Here is a 16,380-nt window from a genome sequence, read left to right as displayed (position 1 = left end):
AATTGGTACTAGGTAATTACCCGGCCGTTAATTCAATATGAAAATATTTTTATGTTAAAATGGTAATATAGAAGAATATGGAACTTCGAGACATTTTACTCATACTGGTGGCCTTAGTGCTGGCAGTGGTTTTCTTCTATGTATTCATATGGTTACTTCCGGTTATAATTATACTGGTGATAGCCTATATCATATATATATTTTTAAAGGGATCCTAAGATTTAATGAACATTCACCTTGAGTGTTTGCTTTGTTTTAGAATTCCCCTAGTTTAAGCTTTTTATTAATTTTTTAAAATTCCACCTATTGTTTTTTAGATTATGGTGATTTAATGATGGAAACAGAAAAGTTCAGAGGATTAAACGGAAACCTGATGGCTTTCAAAAAAGAAGTAGAACACGCAGACAAAGTTACTTTTGCCGGAATTCCTGGTGTTTGCAGCCCCTTTGCCGAACTCTTTGCCTATGTAATCAGAGATAAAGAAGCAGTATTTATACCCAAAACTGATCTGGACTCTGCCCGCAAAATAGAACGCACACCACTGGGGATGCAGTTTACAGGAGAAGCAGATCCCCGCAGCAGTGTGGTGGCCCTTCTGGGTGGACTTTCCATGCCCCAGTATGAGGTAGATGTGGCTGATGTGCAGAAGATGCTTGACGACATATTACTGCCCGGTGGAAAGGTCCTGGGCCTGTGTTACATGAACATGTTCGAAAACGCAGGTTGGGATGATAAAATCGATTTTGACTGTATAATCAACGGTATTCTAACTGGAGAGATTTATAAAAAAGAATAAATCAGCAGGAATGACTTCAGTGGTAATGTTTTTTAAAAAATAGCTGGTTTAAAAACTAATGGTGAAACCATGTTGGACCTGTATTCTGTGGGTATGGAACGTGGTCTTCTGTATGAGACCATTGTCACCACCCGAAACCCGGATGGAACTCCAAACGCCGCACCTATAGGTGTTATCTGTAAAGATGCCCGTGAAGTGGTGGTTTACCTCCACGAGGGATCCCAAACCTTTGATAATGTGAAGCGTGAGAAGAGTTTCGGTGTGAACATACTGCGGGATCCCATGGTTTTCGTGGAATCAACCATTGGAAACCTGGACACCACAAAATTCGAGCCACATCAGGACTATTTTTCTATCAAAGGGGCAGAAGCCTTTTTCACAGTCCATGTCACCCGTGAAAAACTGGTCCAACACCAGGATCACCTGGGAACTTCCACCATTAACGTGGTAACTGCCAGGGTAGGGGAACTGGTTAAAAACCAGGAACATGTCAATCCCCTGAACCGTGCTATTTACGGAATAATCGAGGCCCTTGTATACCTCAGCCGGATAGACATTGTTTCTGAAGAAGAAAGGAAAGAATATCTGGAGAAACTGGGTGAAACCTCCAGGGTGGTGAACAAGGTAGGTTCCAAGGAACATAAAAAAGCCATGAAGAAGATTTTAGAATATTTAAGAGATTAACATCCTTAAATCCATTCTCCTTGATTTAATTATTTAATAAAACTAAAAATAAAACTCTTTTCGCCTTGCTTCCAGTAAATACGGCTCTTTACCCAGAAGTTCCGAAGCCACCATGATCTCCCCCTTTGATTCTGCCTTAACCTCTTTTATAAAATCAAAACAGCGCAGATCCCTTAAAAGATGATGATCCACCACTACCCGGGGGATTTTCTGGCATATTTCCATCAAATTTTTCTGGGCACGCACTACATCCCTTTTTTCCAGGGCAAAACCCTCCAGATAAATAGGAGGACCACTTAAAATTAGAGTATCTGGTTCTTCATCCAGTATAACTTTTTTAGCACCTTCATAAATGGGGCCCTGCACATCAGAAGCGTGCATTAACTTCTCATTTTCCCATTCTATGGTTGTGGTTACCACAAAGCCCAGACGGCTGCCCTCACCACCGTGGGGGAGGGGATCTGAAAATTTAAGCCGAGTGTCTCCTACCTGGAATGAATTACCATCGGCATAGTGAATATCCCTGGTTCCCAAACGCTTTAAATTCTTTAAAAAAAGACGAGCCCGGCTTTGCTGGCTTTTATTAATCTTTTCGGTGGGGTGCTTTATAAATAGCTTTTTATCCAGGTACATCTCCTCAGCGTAGCGGGGAGATGAGTCCAGATACCTCCCCAAACTGAAGGGAGTGAAATGGTCATGATGGTAATGGCTTATAGTCAGAATGTCTGCCTTTGCAGCGTACTCCTGCACTCTGGCACGGGTTTCGTGTAGGGCATCGAATTCATCCTTCCAAGGTGGAAATCCGAATCTTTTAGGGGCAATGGAAGTCCCGGGATCAATGAGTATCCTCTGATCCGTTTCAACGAAGGTGGCCATGGAGCGCACGCCCATACTTTCAAAGGCCAGGGGTATAATATCCATTTCAAACACCATTCTTCCCATAATAGTTATGTGTGTCTATATTCCAGATTAATCCGTCTTTTGGTACTGATAAATAGCTTTTTATCCCTAAAAACTGGGAAATTATAGAAATTCACAGAATTCACTTTATAACATCCACAAACTGGAAACTTTCCCCATCAAATAAGCCCTGATCACTGATCTTGAGTTTGGGAATGACCAGGAGCGCCATAAAGGACAGGGTCATAAAGGGAGAAGACAGTTTACAGCCCATAGCCTTAGTAAATTCCTGTAACTGGTTTAACTGGTTAGCAACCTCCTCTGCACTCTGGGTACTCATGAGGCCAGCAATGGGGAGTTTTAGGGAATGCACAACACCCTCACCCACGGTAACCAGTCCTCCCCTGTTCTTTTTAAGGGTGTTCACCGCAACGGCCATATCTTTGGTATTGGTACCAACCACGATTATGTTGTGGGAGTCATGGGCAACACTGGATGCTATTGCACCCTTTTTTAAACTAAAACCCTTCACAAAGGCATTGGAATGATGATTGTTACCGTATCGCTCCACCACTGCAATTTGTAGTACATCCTGTTCAATATCGCCTGGCAGGATGCCATTTACAGACTCCAGTGTGGCCTGGGATTTTTCAGTGAGAAGTTGACCTTCCATCACCTCAATAACCCTCACCGTGTTTTCTCCATTTCCAGTGGATTGTATCTCAAAATCAGAGGGCATCATGGTCTTCAACTGGAAGGTATTTTCTCCAGTTAAGGGCTGGACATTAAAGAGGGGTTTACCTTCCCGGGCAACCAGCTCTCCCTTTATAAAAACCTTTTTAACGTTGAATTTTTCCAGATCATCCACCACCACCAGATCCGCACTTTTACCCGGGGTTACAGAACCAGTATCCAGGTGGTAATGGGAAGCCGGATGCACGGTGACCATTTGAATGGCCTTCAGGGGGTCCATACCCAGCTCTACTGCCTTTTTAAGGGTCTGATCCAGATGTCCCTCCAGTAGATCCTGGGGGTGGCGGTCATCAGACACCAGGAAATCACCACCCACTGTCCACAGTTCTTCCAGGTTCTGGGCGGATGATCCTTCCCGGACCATTATCCTCATACCCAGCCTCTTTTTTTCCAGTGCTTCTTCCCGGAGACTGCACTCATGTTCAGTGGATATGCCACGAGCTATGTAGTTGCAGAGATCATCCCCTGAAAGCAGGGGTGCATGCCCATCAACTGGTTTGGAATGTTCATGGGCCAGACGGATCTTCTCCAGAACAACCGGGTCTCCCCCTATAACTCCGGGGACGTTCATCATCTCCCCCAATGCCACCACATCATCCCTCTGGAGGAGATTATCAATCTCTTCAGGGCCTAAAACTGCTCCAGAGGTTTCAAAAGGGGTAGCGGGTACGCAGGATGGTGCGGTGAAGAAAAATTGGAGGGGGACGTTGGCCGCGTCCTGAATCATGTAGTTAACCCCGGCCAGTCCCTGGACATTGGCAATTTCATGGGGGTCAGCCACCACTGCCGTGGTTCCGTGGGGTACCACCATCTGGGCAAAACGGGAGGGAGTGAGCATGGAACTTTCAATATGGATGTGGGCATCGATGAATCCCGGGAGAATGTAGTTATCCAACTCCTCCTTAACTTCCCGGACACACTTTATCTTCCCCTTCTGAATTTCCACCTCGGCGGGGTAGATTTCCTCGGTAAAAAGGTTTACGAGATTTCCTTTAATCATACACATCCCTCTGGATTGATTCAAGTGCTAATCTTTAATTACTGGAATATTTAATTACTGGAATAAACTGTAATACAATTCCCACCGGGAACTGTTTGATAAAAAAAATTAATCCCCCCCCCAATAGGGAGTAGATAACAGTTTTTGTTATCTAATCTCCTGGTTTGTGGTTGATTTCATGATAAAGCATGGGCAGGAAAGCCCCTACATCGGTAACAATACCGAGTACCTGGGCACTACCACGGTCACTTAGTTTGGTAACTGTTGCCGGGTTTATATCCACGCAGATACTCTTAACCTGAGAGGGGAGGATGTTACCCACGGCTATGGAGTGAAGCATGGTGGCAATCATGATCACCATATCCACACCCTGTACATACTTCCTCATTTCATCCTGGGCCTCAATAACATCGGTTATAACATCAGGGAGTGGTCCATCATCTCGTATGGATCCAGCCAGTACAAAGGGAACATTGTTGGTTACGCATTCGTACATAACTCCCTTTGTAAGCACGCCCTTCTCCACGGCGTCCCGTATGGAGCCGGCCTGGTTTATCTGGTTTATAGCGTAAATATGGTGGCGGTGACCCCGGGCCACAGCTTCCCCACTCTTCACACATATCCCCAGTGACGTTCCGTAGAGTGCACTCTCAATATCATGGGTGGCCAGGGCATTACCGGCAAAGACCACGTCCACCAGACCTTCCTTGATCATACGGGCCAGCACCGGGCCAGAGCCAGTGTGGATAATGGCTGGTCCACCAACCACGGCGATCTTACCCCCACGGCTTTTCACTTCCCGTACTTCCTGAGCAATACTTTTAATGAGGGTTTGTAAGGGTTTTTCCGAGGAAGCACCACTTCCCATGAACTCAAACACTCCCTTCTTACCCCTGGGCCTCTGAGGGGCCATGACCTTAATTCCTTCACGACCAACCACCACCAGGTCTCCTTTTTTGATTTGACCAATGGGTTTGATGATGGCTTTAGGTATTTCCGGATCCACCACAATCATACAGTCCATTTCAATGTTTTCAACAGGTATCCACTCATTCTGGAAGCGGATATAGGTGGGATGGTTGGTGGTGGAATAAAAATCAGCAGGCAGAGTTTTATCCTTGGTGGCAGCTTCCAGTTTAACTTCACGGATCTCCACCACCATAGCCCCTATTTCGGCCAGTTCATCTAAAATTTCACCTAAAAGTGATTCGCTCTCGGCAGAAACTTTGATCCGGGCCAGGCTGGTGTCTTTTTTTCGTTTACCCACCTTGAATTCCAGTATCTGAAAGTCACCACCCATGTCCATAATGAGATCCAGGGCCCGGGGAAGGGTGAGTGAGTCGATAATATGTCCAGTAAGCTTAACTTCTCGGTTGTACATTTACAATCCTCCTATTTTTCATCTAAACCCAAGGATCATTCGTATTATTTCAATCATTGGTGGAATATCCCTGGAAGCACGATTTTTTACTAGTGATCATTATTGTAATTTTAACATTTCTAACTATTTTTTAACATTTCTAAATATTTGGGGGGATATCTATAAATATTTATATAATATCTGGAAAAAGACGAGATTCAAGAAGAAATTAACTAAAAAAGTGATTAAATGATTTTGTCATGATTTATTGCAGGAATAAGAAATCTAAAATTGTTTTAGCGGCATTAATTGAGGTGCTATCTCCAACGGAGTTTGCGGAAACCTCAACCACATCCAGCCCCACAACTTCCTTTCCCTCTAGGGAGAAAATGAGCCTCTCCAGATCATGGGGAGTCAACCCACCCGGTGCAGGGGTACCCACGCTGGGGGCATAAGCCGGGTCCAGAACATCTATATCCACCGTAACGTAGATAGGGCCTTCTATCTGGCTGATGATTTTTTCCATCTTTTCCCGGTTTTCTTTTATCTCCCGGGGTGTGTAATATTCTATCCCATTATCCTGGGCAAATTGCCTCTCTTCAATGGAGGCAGAACGTATTCCCATCTGGATTATGTGCCGGGGTTCAAGATCCTGTATCCGGTGCATAACTGTGGCGTGGGAAAATTTTTCTCCCATATAATCATCCCTCAGATCCATGTGGGCATCGAAATGGAGGATGGTCACATTCTGCAGGTCATCATAAGCCTTTAAAACTCCATAACTTATGCTGTGTTCCCCACCAATGGTTATAGGAGTAATCTTATCCTCTAAAAGGGATGTTATAACTGATTTCAGGTTTGAACAGGTTTTCTGGAAGTTTCCAGGGACAGACTCCAGGTTTCCAATGTCCCACACACCTTTCTGTAGACCTTTATCCAAAAATAGATTGTATCCTTCAAAGTTGTAGGAAGCCTCCCTTACAAAAAGAGGCCCGTAACGTGCCCCTGGCTGGTAGGTGGTGGTGCTATCAAAGGGCACTCCCAGTATGCCAAAAAGGGGTTTATCAGTTAAGGAAGAGGAGTAATCATCCTCTTCATGTGAAAAAGCAAATTTAAGAGGATTTTCCGTGTACAGATACATTTACAATCCTCATAAATCTTAAAAATAGTTTTTATTTGGGGTAAATCCGAGATTTTGGGTTATTTTCAGTTCCTTGAGAGGTTTAAGCCCCTAAAGTTCTGCTTTGACCTTTTTAATCCTTGGGATTTATTTATTTACCCTTTTATCCTCATGAGTTTCTTGTTGCCCATGGCCACGATGTAACCTACTTCTGCACCTTCGACCAGCTTGTCACGCAGGTCATCGGGTATAGGGACTTCAAAGGTTTCGTAGGTTTCCAGATCCATGAGTTGGACATCGCTACCCATTAAAGCCAGTACCTGGGCGGTTCTTTTATCTATTATAGGGACTTCTATCTTGGCATCCACTGGTTTTACCAGGTTTCTCTTCTGGTTATCAAAAATTCCTATGGCATCTACTCGGGCCTTTGCTGCTCCGTGTTTTCCAGGGGATGAAGTCTGAATATTCACGATCTTAGATGCTTCACCATCCAGTACCACATATTTACCTACTTTAAGCGTTTTAACTTCCACTACCTTAGTCGACATGCTATTTACCTCCGTAATATACGTATAAATCTTAGATCCCACCGGGGGATCAATAATTTTTTTAGAACCTAGAAATAGAATCTATAATGATTAATATAAACTCTGCTTTCTAATAACTCTGGTTGCAGGGTATAAATATATTTATAGATACCACTCGCTGATATAGAAATGCCTATATTTTTTTCCCTATTTAAATTTTTAAGTGAATTACAAGTGATACCATGAAAGTTTCAATAACATCCGGAAAATCAGAAGGACCCACCAGACTAAACGCCTTTGACAACGCACTTTTAGACGCAGGGATTGGTGACGTGAACCTCATACCAGTATCCAGTATACTACCCCGAGACACAGAGATAGTAGAACTACCCCACATTGAAGAGGGTAAAATGGTGAACTGTGTCCTGTCCTGTATTCATTCGGACCAGCCAGGTGATCTATTAACTGCAGTAGTAGCTGTAGCCACCTCCAATGAATTTGGATGCGTGGTGGAACACTCCGGGGTTAACCAGGACCCGGAAACCCTCAAGGAGGAAGCAGAAGCCATGGTAAAGTACATGATGCAGGTTAGGGATCTGGACATCAGGGAAATTATCATAGCCCAGGAAAGTCATAAAGTAAAAAGCCAGGGAGTGGCTCTGGCTGCGGTGGTATACCTGGAATAACATATTATAATTTAACCGGTTAAAAGGGAATGGCTTGAAATAACCACCAATCCCTATCAACTGACTCACCAACCTCGGGTAAAGGGGTCATTAATAAACCAACGGATTGAATAATTGAAATCAAGGTTTTATAGGGGGAGGATACTATGAATGGAGAAGATCAGGAATTTTGGGACAGAGTATGCCAGGATTTAATTGAGGAATCTCAAAGGGCTATATCCCCTCTTATAGGATCCCCGGAGGGTGGGGAAATAGTGAAAATGGGGGCGGATGGAACACCCACCACTCACATTGACCTGGTGGCCGAAAAAAAGGTAATGGATGTCTTAAATGAAGTTGATAGGCCATTAACCCTCATAAGCGAAGAAATTGGGGAAGTAAACATTGGTGAAGGACAACCCGAGGCCATATTGGTAGTAGACCCCCTGGATGGAACCAGTAATGCGGTGAAACAGATACCTGCCTACGGGATCTCCGTGGCCGTAGCCCCCATAACTCCGGGAAGTAATGGTCCCCTGACCATTGAAGACATCCAGATGGGAGTGGTTAAAAATTACGCTACAGATGATATTTATAAGGCCTTCAAGGGTAAAGGTGCCTTTTTAAATGGTGAAAAGGTGAGCCCATCTGCTAAACAGGATTTATCCAGCATATCCATGGGTGCTTATGTTTACAGGATGGACATGTCCAAGATCGAGGTGCTATGTAAAAGTGTGAGGAGAATGAGAATCCTGGGGGCTGTGGCCATAGAAATCTCCTACGTGGCCAATGGAACCTATGAAGCATTTGTGGATGTTAGGGATAACCTCCGGGTGGTGGATGTTGCTGCCGCCAAGCTCATAGTAGAAGAAAGTGGCGGGGTGGTGACCGACTCCCAGGGAAACACCCTTAACGGTAAATTAAACGTACTGGAGAAAACTTCCCTAATCGCTGCCTGTAATACGGAGATTCATGACGAAATAATGAAAATATGGGAGGGGATTTAATTGATCATGGGGTTGGTTGCTCGCAGTGATGTTCCCGGAGCAGTTACACTTGCTCTGGCTATTGCTGACTTTTTACTGGAAAAAAATGTGGATATTGTGCTGGACACTCCCCTGGCCCGGGAACTCACCCAGTACCAGGACCGACAGTGTGATCTGGAGGATATGGAAGTGGATATGGTGGTGGCCATTGGAGGAGATGGAACCATCCTCCGCACTCAGAGCTTCATCAGCCACAAAAAAATTCCCCTAATAGGAATTAACATGGGAACAGTGGGATTTTTAACAGAAATAGATCCTGAAAACGCGTTTACAGCAATTGAAGAAGTTCTGGCTGGTAACTATTTTGTGGAAAGAAGAAACCAGCTACGGGTATGGCACAACCGGGAACTACCCCCCGCACTAAATGAAGTAGTGCTCATGACCCGCAAACCCGCTAAAATGCTCCACATCCAGATCAGTGTGGATGACGAGATAATGGAAGAACTCCGTGCAGATGGACTCATAATAGCCACACCCAGTGGATCAACAGCATATTCCATGTCTGCGGGAGGTCCCATTATCGATCCTAAGGTCAAAGCCTTTATAATAGTCCCCATATGTCCTTTTAAACTGGGAGCACGGCCTACAGTTGTTTCTGACGAGAGCATCATCAAGGTGAAGCTTCTCCGGGAAGGTAAAAAGGGGGTAGCAGTTATCGACGGTCAGTTTGAGGAAGAAATTAATTACATGGATGAAATTGTCTTCCGCAAATCAGATAACTGTGCCTATTTCGTGCGCCTAACCAAAGACTTCTACCGTAAAGTCCGGGAAAAGTTAATCCAGGGTGGAATCAGTTAGCAAACAAACTAAGGAATAAATTAAATGAAAGTACTTATAGTGGACATGACCCACGGTGGAAGCACATTGGCCCTTGAATTTTCTAAAAGGGAAAACTGTGAGGTTTTGGCCTGGGACATATACCATACCCTGCAGGAAGAGGATCGATCATTCCTGGAAAATAACCACATTCAACTGGTGGATGACTCCTTTTATGCAAACTCTGGGCATGATAATTCTGAACTAGTGGTAATAGCTCCAGTGCACTGTAATTTATCCATCCCGCCCCACATGACCCATCATCAGGCAGTGAAATACCTTTTAAAGAATGAAATAAAGGTACCGGTAATGGAGATCACCGGAGTGAAGGGTAAAACCAGTGTAGTGGCCATGCTCAAAGAAATATATCGTGATAAAAATCCCCTGCTATTAAGCAGCCGGGGTGTTGAAGTTCTCTTTGATGGGGAAGAAACTACCCTTCAAAAGAATATCAGCATAACTCCGGCCAGTATTATAACTGCCTGGAGACTTGCCCAGGAATTGTATAAAGATATAGCCCGCCAACCGGATATCTGTATATTTGAAAGTTCATTGGGGGGAACAGGTCTGGCAGATGTGGGAATCATCACCAATATAGTGGAAGATTACACCATTGCCCAGGGAACCAGCAGTGCCAGTAAAGCCAAGCAGCAGATGTTTGCCAGTAAGGTAGTAATCTGTGATCATGATTCATATCATAAAAATTACTCCCTGGATCCAGCTACCCGGGAAAAAACGAATACTTATTCAATTAAGGAAAATGATACGGGTCAGGTGAATGTTTGGGCCCATAATATCCATTACCACCTTCATAAAACCACATTCCAAGTGGAAGTGGTTGATCTTAAAACAACCGATGGAAAACTTGTGAACACCTCATTTACAGTATCCACATTTGCCCCAGCCCAATATCATCTTGAAAACACTCTTTCGGCCATAAGTGCTTCTTTAGCCATGGGAACTCCTCCAAAAACCATAATTCGAGGCTTGGAAAACTTTAAAGGCTTACCTGGCCGGACTTCACTCCTAAAAATGGGTGAAACAGTAGTTATTGAGGAAATAAATCCAGGTATAAATGTTACTGCCGTAAAAAGATCAGCCCACATGATAAAATCCTATGATAAACCAGCAATAGTACTCGGTGGAAGTTACGGTGTCACCTGTGAAGAGATTGATGAAAATTCCCTGGTGGAGTTCTTGGATAGCCTGGATGAGGAGATCCCCTTGGTATTAACCGGAGATCTGGGGTATAATTTAAATAAACAGATTAATAGGGGTTCAATTTATCAAAATAATATAGATTTAGCAGTAGGAGAAGCTAAAAATGCTGGGGGCAAAAATATATTGCTCATCTATCGCTCAAATTTCTCAGAATTGGGCAGAAGATAACCACAGTGGAGAAAACCTAAAACTTCACAGTATAAATAGAATAGGGGTGATTAATTTTCACCATGACAACATTTATTAAAGATCATAGAAAATCAATCAACTAAGGATTCTTATACTAAGTTTGCTATGTCAGGTAGCAGCTTTAAATGACAAACTTTTATACTTAAAATTCAGTAAATTCGCCACATTCGGAGATGATGCATTGCAGGTAGGTACAAGGGGAAGCAATCTGGCTATGGTTCAAACCAAAAGTATAATCACCTCTTTATCAAAACTAACAGATGAGAAAATAGATGTAAATGTTGTAAAAACCACTGGAGACAAAATTAAAGACTCTCAGCTTTATGATATAGATGCTAAGGGAATATTCACCAAGGAATTGGACCGAGCAGTGCTAGAAGAGGAGGTCGATTTTGCAGTTCACAGTTTAAAGGATCTTCCCAGTGAACTGGATGATGAACTGGAAATTGTGGCCGTGCCTCCACGGGAATCACCCCATGATGTGCTGATATCCCCTTACCAATGGGATGCCCTGCCAGAAGGAGCAACTCTGGGCACCAGTAGTATCCGGAGAGAAGCTTTCTGCAGGTACCACCACAAAGATGTGGATATAAAGCCCATCAGGGGTAACATCGATACCCGGATTAAAAAAATAACCAGTGGGGAATATCAGGCCACATTACTGGCAGAAGCAGGTCTCAACAGACTGGGACTTACCGAACACCTTAGGGAACGATTTTCCTTGGATTACATGACTCCAGCTGCGGGTCAGGGAGCACTGGCAGTTATCGCCAGGAAAGATAGCGGTAAAAAGAATATTTTAAAGGCTTTGAATCATAAAGATTCTTATCAGGAAATTATGGCAGAAAAAAAGGTTTTAGAAGTACTGGGTGTAGGCTGTCAATGGCCGTTGGGGGTTTGTGCCCGGGTACAGGAAGATGAATTGAAACTTCAGGCTATTTTACTTACCCCCGAGGGTGAGTTATTATCAAAACATAGTATGAGTGGTCCGGTAAACCAGGCGGAAGCTATTGGTCTTGAAATTGCCAAACGCATGGGGGAGGATTGCCAGTGAATAAGGTAAACGTGGGTGTAGTTGGTGTAGGGGCCATGGGCCACAACCATGTACGAGTGTACACCCGACTTAAAAATGCCAACCTCCTGGCAGTATCTGATCTCATGAAGGGCACCCTGGCTGAGGTCTCCAAGAAATACAACACCGTTGGATTTGTGGATTACGATAACGTACTTAAAATGCCAGAAATAGATGCAGTGAGTGTCTGTGTCCCCACCACTTACCACTACGAGGTGGTAATGAGTGCCATTGAACAGGGAAAACACGTTCTGGTGGAAAAACCCATAGCCTTCACCCTGAAGGAAGCCAAGGATATGGTCAAGGCTGCCCGGAAACAGGGAGTTAAACTGGCCACCGGTCATGTGGAAAGGTTCAATCCAGCTGTTCTGGAGGCTAAAAAACTTTTAAGGGATAAACTCATTGGAGAAGTGGTTTCAGTTTCAGCTAAACGAGTAGGACCATTTCCTCCCCGAATAAAGGATGTTGGTGTTACCATAGATCTGGCTATCCACGAAGTGGATGTGATGGCCTACCTCATGGACAGCCCAGTATCCAAGGTCTACGCCCATGTCGGTAGTAGACTGGAAAAATGTGAATACGAGGACCATGCCGAGATCATGATGGAATTCTACAACAACGCCATAGGTATGCTGGAAGTTAACTGGCTCACACCCTACAAAAAACGGCAACTGGAAGTCACAGGAACCGATGGGATCATTTCCTTGGACTACATAGACCAGACCGTGGAGATCTTCGGTAAAAACGCCCGAAACGTCAGGGTACCCCACCATGAACCCCTAATGGAAGAACTGGATTCCTTTTTAAACGCCATTATGCTGGATGAAAAACCAAAAATCACCGGGGAAGATGGAATACACGCCCTAAAAACAGTTTTAGCATCTATGAAGTCTGCCAAGGAGAAAACTCCCATAAAAATTGACATGGACTGAATATCACTGATTCCAATTTTAATTATGAATTATCCTAAAATCCTTTTTAGGAGGGGTATAAATGAACCAGAAACTTATTGAAAAGGCCTACGAACTTAGAAGCAGAGGTTTTACCACTGGAGAGATAGCTGATGAACTCAACGTCTCTAAAGACACTGCCCGGTGGCTTATACTCCAGGGAACCGATAAAACCAAGGAACAATCTCAGGAAAAGGCACCAGTGGATTTTGCCATAAACTGGAAAAGCCTGGGTGGTAGTTCCACCAGAATGTCCTATGTCTCCGCAGCCATGGCTGACATGGCCCTGCAGCACGGAGACGTGGAGGTAGTGGTGGGAATTACCGTAAGTGGAATCCCCTTTGCCACCATGATGGCCGAGTTTCTGGATGCAGATATGGCGGTGTTCCACCCCATTAAGCACCGTAAGGAAGAGGATGCCCGTGGTGCAGTGAGCAGTAACTTTGCCTCGGTAGAGGGAAAGCGGGTGATAATAGTGGACGATGTTATCACCAGCGGAGGAACCGTAGGTGAGGCCATAAAAGTCTTCCGCAGCCTGGGAGCAGAACCCTTAGCTGCAGTGGTACTCATAGACAAGAAAGGATTACAGGAAGTGGAAAAAGTTCCCGTAGAATCACTTATACGCGTGAGTAGACTGGGATAATTCTTTTAATCCACATTACTTATTTTCTTTTAATTCCAATTACTTATTCTCTTTAAATATTTCTTAAAAAACGTTATTTTTCTTAAAAAAGGTTATTCAAATTTCTTTTGAAAAATAGAAAGCATTGTATTTTATTTTTAGAATAGACGGAGTATTAAATTTATTTATTAGAACTAAAGTTTTAGTGTCCTATTTAAAAAAATATAAGGATTTTAAAGTACTATATTCTGTACTTTAATTATATTCTGTACCTTAATATGGCAGCAATACCTCCAAAGGCACGGAAAAGCTGCATTCCCTCCTCAGTTTCCGTGGATATGATCTCCACTTCGGAGCCTACTTCCTCTGCCATTTTAACAAAGTCCCCAATTACATCCTCTGAAGAAGTGGGTTTCATGGTATCCCCACAATTCTTACAGGGCTCGTCTTTGGCGTCTTTCTCATTTTTAATGGTTTTCTCTTCCTGGTTTCCACAGGAAGTGCACTGGTAGGTGTACCTTTTAGCTTTTATATCCTCGGAGAGTAACAGGACTTCTACTGCACCGTTAATCAGGTTCTGCCTTACTTCGGCTTCACCGTAGGATGCCAGGCCATTTTCATCCACCAGTTCGGTTAAAAAGCGTTGGACCAGCTTTTTCTCCCGCATGATGTCGATTTCGGTGAGTATATCCATGGATTTGTCAATAACCTCCCGGATACCAAACTCACCGGTGTAGGAGGTATCCACGGTGGTGATAATCATCTGCTTGATCTCGTGGTGCAGGTAATCTCCGTTGACAAAATCCTCCTTAGTGTGCCCAGGTCCTCCGATAATTACTCCTTTGATGCCTTCAAGATTTAAGAAGGCTTCATTCATATGTTCCCCGATCCTTTTCAAGAATTCGTGGGCGGCCAGTTCAATCAATCGGTCAAAACGTCTCTGGGACTGTCCACCTGCTTTATGCTTCCCGGGAACACCACTGGTCAAATTTTTGACAATGTCTATTCGTTTTCCCTTCATCACGGCTATGGTGGCTTCTTTTCGGTCGATAACTGCCAGTCCGTAGATCTCCTTATCTTCCAGGATCTCCTCCAGGGGTTCCAGGAAGAACTGGGAGTTACAGTGGTAGATGTAGGTTTGCACTGGTTCTGGTGGTTCGAAAACATAGGTCTCCATCTTCTCAGTTCCCGGCCCTCCCCGGGGGATCATACCCACAAATAACACCAGACCCCTCTCTGGTGGCTTGGGGAAGAGCTTCATACGCTGCATTATAACTTCAATGGCAGACTGAACATTCTTTTTGGTCTGTTTACTTTTAATGTTGGCACTCTGGCTGAGCTCTTCACGCATGTGCTTGACCACGTCACTTATCTGCTTATCTGGTGGTATGTAAACTGACACCAGCTCAGTACCCCGACCTTTTTTATCGGAGAGTTCTTTCAGTGTGCGTTTAACCTCATAAAGTTCGGTTGATGATGGTTCGGACATTCAATATCGCTCCTAAACTGATAAAATGTTATAAAATGTGTAATTAATTAGAGTTTCAATTAATCTATTCAATTATTCAATTTAATCAATCTGTAGATTATAGAAGGTTATAGAATACTTGCCTGGTATTCTGGGGCTGCTACTCTACAATACTGGGAACTATGTTCATTTTAAAAAAACTTCCTTTCCTATCCTTGTAAAAATATCAGATGTTTAATATTTGCTATGTTATCTAAACTTTTTAAGTAGTATGGTTTACATTGCTATCCATTGAATTAATACTTAATGATCTTAGGGCAAGCTACACCTATTATGATGACTTTTCTGCCCCTGTGGCTGTCTTCAACATTAATTAAAATAGTGAGTAGCCCAGTTTTAACATTGAATTAATTCAAAAGAAACAGTAGATTACTATACCAAACTATTTAAGGAATTATCTGACCTAATGATTCAAAAGGAAGGGTAAAAAGAAATTATTGGTTATGAAACATAAATACTTTGTTCAATTGGGTTGATGATATAACTTAATGAATTACCAGACTCTCCAAAAATTGAAATTTCATAAGAAGATCCCCCTGTTTCAAATATAATATAATCTTCGGTCATGTTGTAGGGAGACTTAGCCTTACTATTTATTCTATAACCATTATAATTCAATTCCTTACCTATTATTTTAGTTTCGGTGATATTGTGGTCAGGATAAGTTTCTAATTCAATTTTTGACTTTAAAGACTCTAACGACATCCCAGGATATTTCACAACATAACCTGGAGAACCTAAAGTTGTATAATTCAATTCAGCAATAATATTTCCTGTGCCTTGTTTTACAGTCATATAATCAGACATATATTTGAATGAAACTCCATTTGCTGTGAAATTTAAATAATTTATGTTAGGTGTATTATTTGTATTTTTTTCACTACTTGAAGATGTGCATCCAGATACGGCCACAATCAGCCCAATTATCACCAAAACAGCTATGAATCCTAGATATTTTTCCCCCATCCATGATCGCCTCTTTTTTAATCTTTTTTCTACTTTCTTATTTATCTTTTGCGAAAATTAATGAGGGCCCCTACGCATGTACATGATGTTCTTAATAACTTAGTTTAAGATAAATTTCGTACAGTTAAGGCTGGTCTTTATTTCAATCCTAAAATAGTCTGATTT

General features: G+C 43.0%; 17 protein-coding genes. 10 read left to right on the top strand and 7 right to left on the bottom strand.

Annotated features, from left to right (window positions below; genetic code table 11):
• Positions 1-77: 77 nt before the first annotated feature.
• From QC759_RS01660 to QC759_RS01650, 3 genes are all read left to right on the top strand, one after another.
• On the top strand, positions 78-218 hold the full coding sequence (locus tag QC759_RS01660; protein WP_004030295.1) for a hypothetical protein: 141 nt from the start codon (positions 78-80) through the stop codon (positions 216-218).
• Between the two features lie 113 nt (positions 219-331).
• Entirely contained in the window at positions 332-796 is a 465-nt protein-coding gene (locus QC759_RS01655; protein ID WP_048071812.1) for a DUF2124 domain-containing protein, read from the top strand.
• Positions 797-865: 69 nt separating this feature from the next.
• The gene (locus QC759_RS01650) at positions 866-1,480 is read left to right on the top strand and encodes a DUF447 domain-containing protein (RefSeq protein WP_048071811.1); all 615 of its coding nucleotides are present in this window, start codon (positions 866-868) and stop codon (positions 1,478-1,480) included.
• Between the two features lie 42 nt (positions 1,481-1,522).
• Here QC759_RS01650 and QC759_RS01645 read toward each other — a convergent pair whose 3' ends face one another.
• The 5 genes from QC759_RS01645 to QC759_RS01625 all read right to left on the bottom strand — a co-directional run bounded on the left by QC759_RS01645 (position 1,523) and on the right by QC759_RS01625 (position 7,161).
• Positions 1,523-2,401 carry an MBL fold metallo-hydrolase gene (locus QC759_RS01645; RefSeq protein WP_048071810.1) on the bottom strand — a complete coding sequence of 293 codons (879 nt, stop codon included), beginning with the start codon at positions 2,399-2,401 and terminating at the stop codon, positions 1,523-1,525.
• 121 nt (positions 2,402-2,522) lie between these two features.
• A complete protein-coding gene (gene ade / locus QC759_RS01640; protein ID WP_048071809.1) occupies positions 2,523-4,133 on the bottom strand; it encodes an adenine deaminase in 1,611 nt (536 codons plus the stop codon).
• A 151-nt stretch (positions 4,134-4,284) separates the two neighbouring features.
• A complete protein-coding gene (locus QC759_RS01635) occupies positions 4,285-5,514 on the bottom strand; it encodes an ornithine cyclodeaminase, nickel-pincer nucleotide-dependent (protein WP_048071808.1) in 1,230 nt (409 codons plus the stop codon).
• A 244-nt stretch (positions 5,515-5,758) separates the two neighbouring features.
• Complete coding sequence (gene speB / locus QC759_RS01630; RefSeq protein WP_048071807.1) at positions 5,759-6,634, bottom strand: agmatinase; 876 nt, start codon at positions 6,632-6,634, stop codon at positions 5,759-5,761.
• Between the two features lie 134 nt (positions 6,635-6,768).
• On the bottom strand, positions 6,769-7,161 hold the full coding sequence (locus QC759_RS01625; protein ID WP_048071806.1) for a translation initiation factor IF-5A: 393 nt from the start codon (positions 7,159-7,161) through the stop codon (positions 6,769-6,771).
• Positions 7,162-7,382: 221 nt separating this feature from the next.
• On the opposite strand from QC759_RS01625, the gene QC759_RS01620 reads away from it, so the two are divergent.
• From QC759_RS01620 to QC759_RS01590, 7 genes are all read left to right on the top strand, one after another.
• The gene (locus QC759_RS01620) at positions 7,383-7,826 is read left to right on the top strand and encodes a pyruvoyl-dependent arginine decarboxylase (protein ID WP_048071805.1); all 444 of its coding nucleotides are present in this window, start codon (positions 7,383-7,385) and stop codon (positions 7,824-7,826) included.
• A 146-nt stretch (positions 7,827-7,972) separates the two neighbouring features.
• On the top strand, positions 7,973-8,812 hold the full coding sequence (locus QC759_RS01615) for a bifunctional fructose-bisphosphatase/inositol-phosphate phosphatase (protein WP_048071804.1): 840 nt from the start codon (positions 7,973-7,975) through the stop codon (positions 8,810-8,812).
• Entirely contained in the window at positions 8,813-9,649 is an 837-nt protein-coding gene (locus QC759_RS01610; protein WP_048071803.1) for an NAD(+) kinase, read from the top strand.
• 24 nt (positions 9,650-9,673) lie between these two features.
• Positions 9,674-11,056, top strand: coding sequence for a coenzyme F430 synthase (gene cfbE, locus QC759_RS01605; protein ID WP_048071802.1), 1,383 nt, complete (start codon positions 9,674-9,676; stop codon positions 11,054-11,056).
• A 202-nt stretch (positions 11,057-11,258) separates the two neighbouring features.
• Positions 11,259-12,131 (top strand): hydroxymethylbilane synthase, encoded by an 873-nt coding sequence (hemC, locus tag QC759_RS01600; RefSeq protein WP_048071801.1) that lies wholly within the window; start codon positions 11,259-11,261, stop codon positions 12,129-12,131.
• Complete coding sequence (locus tag QC759_RS01595; protein WP_048071800.1) at positions 12,128-13,081, top strand: Gfo/Idh/MocA family protein; 954 nt, start codon at positions 12,128-12,130, stop codon at positions 13,079-13,081. The genes hemC and QC759_RS01595 overlap by 4 nt, the downstream gene beginning before the upstream one ends.
• Positions 13,082-13,142: 61 nt before the next feature.
• Positions 13,143-13,742, top strand: a complete 600-nt coding sequence (locus QC759_RS01590) for an orotate phosphoribosyltransferase-like protein (RefSeq protein WP_048071799.1) — start codon at positions 13,143-13,145, stop codon at positions 13,740-13,742.
• Between the two features lie 238 nt (positions 13,743-13,980).
• Here QC759_RS01590 and prf1 read toward each other — a convergent pair whose 3' ends face one another.
• Complete coding sequence (gene prf1 / locus QC759_RS01585) at positions 13,981-15,210, bottom strand: peptide chain release factor aRF-1 (RefSeq protein WP_048071798.1); 1,230 nt, start codon at positions 15,208-15,210, stop codon at positions 13,981-13,983.
• A gap of 480 nt (positions 15,211-15,690) precedes the next feature.
• The gene (locus tag QC759_RS01580) at positions 15,691-16,215 is read right to left on the bottom strand and encodes a hypothetical protein (RefSeq protein ID WP_048071797.1); all 525 of its coding nucleotides are present in this window, start codon (positions 16,213-16,215) and stop codon (positions 15,691-15,693) included.
• Positions 16,216-16,380: the final 165 nt, after the last annotated feature.

Origin of the sequence: Methanobacterium formicicum (assembly GCF_029848115.1) — an archaeon.
Classification (GTDB): Archaea; Methanobacteriota; Methanobacteria; order Methanobacteriales; family Methanobacteriaceae; genus Methanobacterium; species Methanobacterium formicicum.
This window is presented reverse-complemented; position numbering and strand designations above follow the sequence as displayed.

Excerpts from the sequence above, each read along its gene's own strand:
- QC759_RS01660 (WP_004030295.1), top strand. The coding sequence starts at position 78 with ATGGAACTTCGAGACATTTTACTCATACTGGTGGCCTTAGTGCTGGCA.
- QC759_RS01655 (WP_048071812.1), top strand. The coding sequence starts at position 332 with ATGATGGAAACAGAAAAGTTCAGAGGATTAAACGGAAACCTGATGGCT.
- QC759_RS01650 (WP_048071811.1), top strand. The coding sequence starts at position 866 with ATGTTGGACCTGTATTCTGTGGGTATGGAACGTGGTCTTCTGTATGAG.
- QC759_RS01645 (WP_048071810.1), bottom strand. The coding sequence starts at position 2,401 with ATGGATATTATACCCCTGGCCTTTGAAAGTATGGGCGTGCGCTCCATG.
- ade (WP_048071809.1), bottom strand. The coding sequence starts at position 4,133 with ATGATTAAAGGAAATCTCGTAAACCTTTTTACCGAGGAAATCTACCCC.
- QC759_RS01635 (WP_048071808.1), bottom strand. The coding sequence starts at position 5,514 with ATGTACAACCGAGAAGTTAAGCTTACTGGACATATTATCGACTCACTC.
- speB (WP_048071807.1), bottom strand. The coding sequence starts at position 6,634 with ATGTATCTGTACACGGAAAATCCTCTTAAATTTGCTTTTTCACATGAA.
- QC759_RS01625 (WP_048071806.1), bottom strand. The coding sequence starts at position 7,161 with ATGTCGACTAAGGTAGTGGAAGTTAAAACGCTTAAAGTAGGTAAATAT.
- QC759_RS01620 (WP_048071805.1), top strand. The coding sequence starts at position 7,383 with ATGAAAGTTTCAATAACATCCGGAAAATCAGAAGGACCCACCAGACTA.
- QC759_RS01615 (WP_048071804.1), top strand. The coding sequence starts at position 7,973 with ATGAATGGAGAAGATCAGGAATTTTGGGACAGAGTATGCCAGGATTTA.
- cfbE (WP_048071802.1), top strand. The coding sequence starts at position 9,674 with ATGAAAGTACTTATAGTGGACATGACCCACGGTGGAAGCACATTGGCC.
- QC759_RS01590 (WP_048071799.1), top strand. The coding sequence starts at position 13,143 with ATGAACCAGAAACTTATTGAAAAGGCCTACGAACTTAGAAGCAGAGGT.
- prf1 (WP_048071798.1), bottom strand. The coding sequence starts at position 15,210 with ATGTCCGAACCATCATCAACCGAACTTTATGAGGTTAAACGCACACTG.
- QC759_RS01580 (WP_048071797.1), bottom strand. The coding sequence starts at position 16,215 with ATGGGGGAAAAATATCTAGGATTCATAGCTGTTTTGGTGATAATTGGG.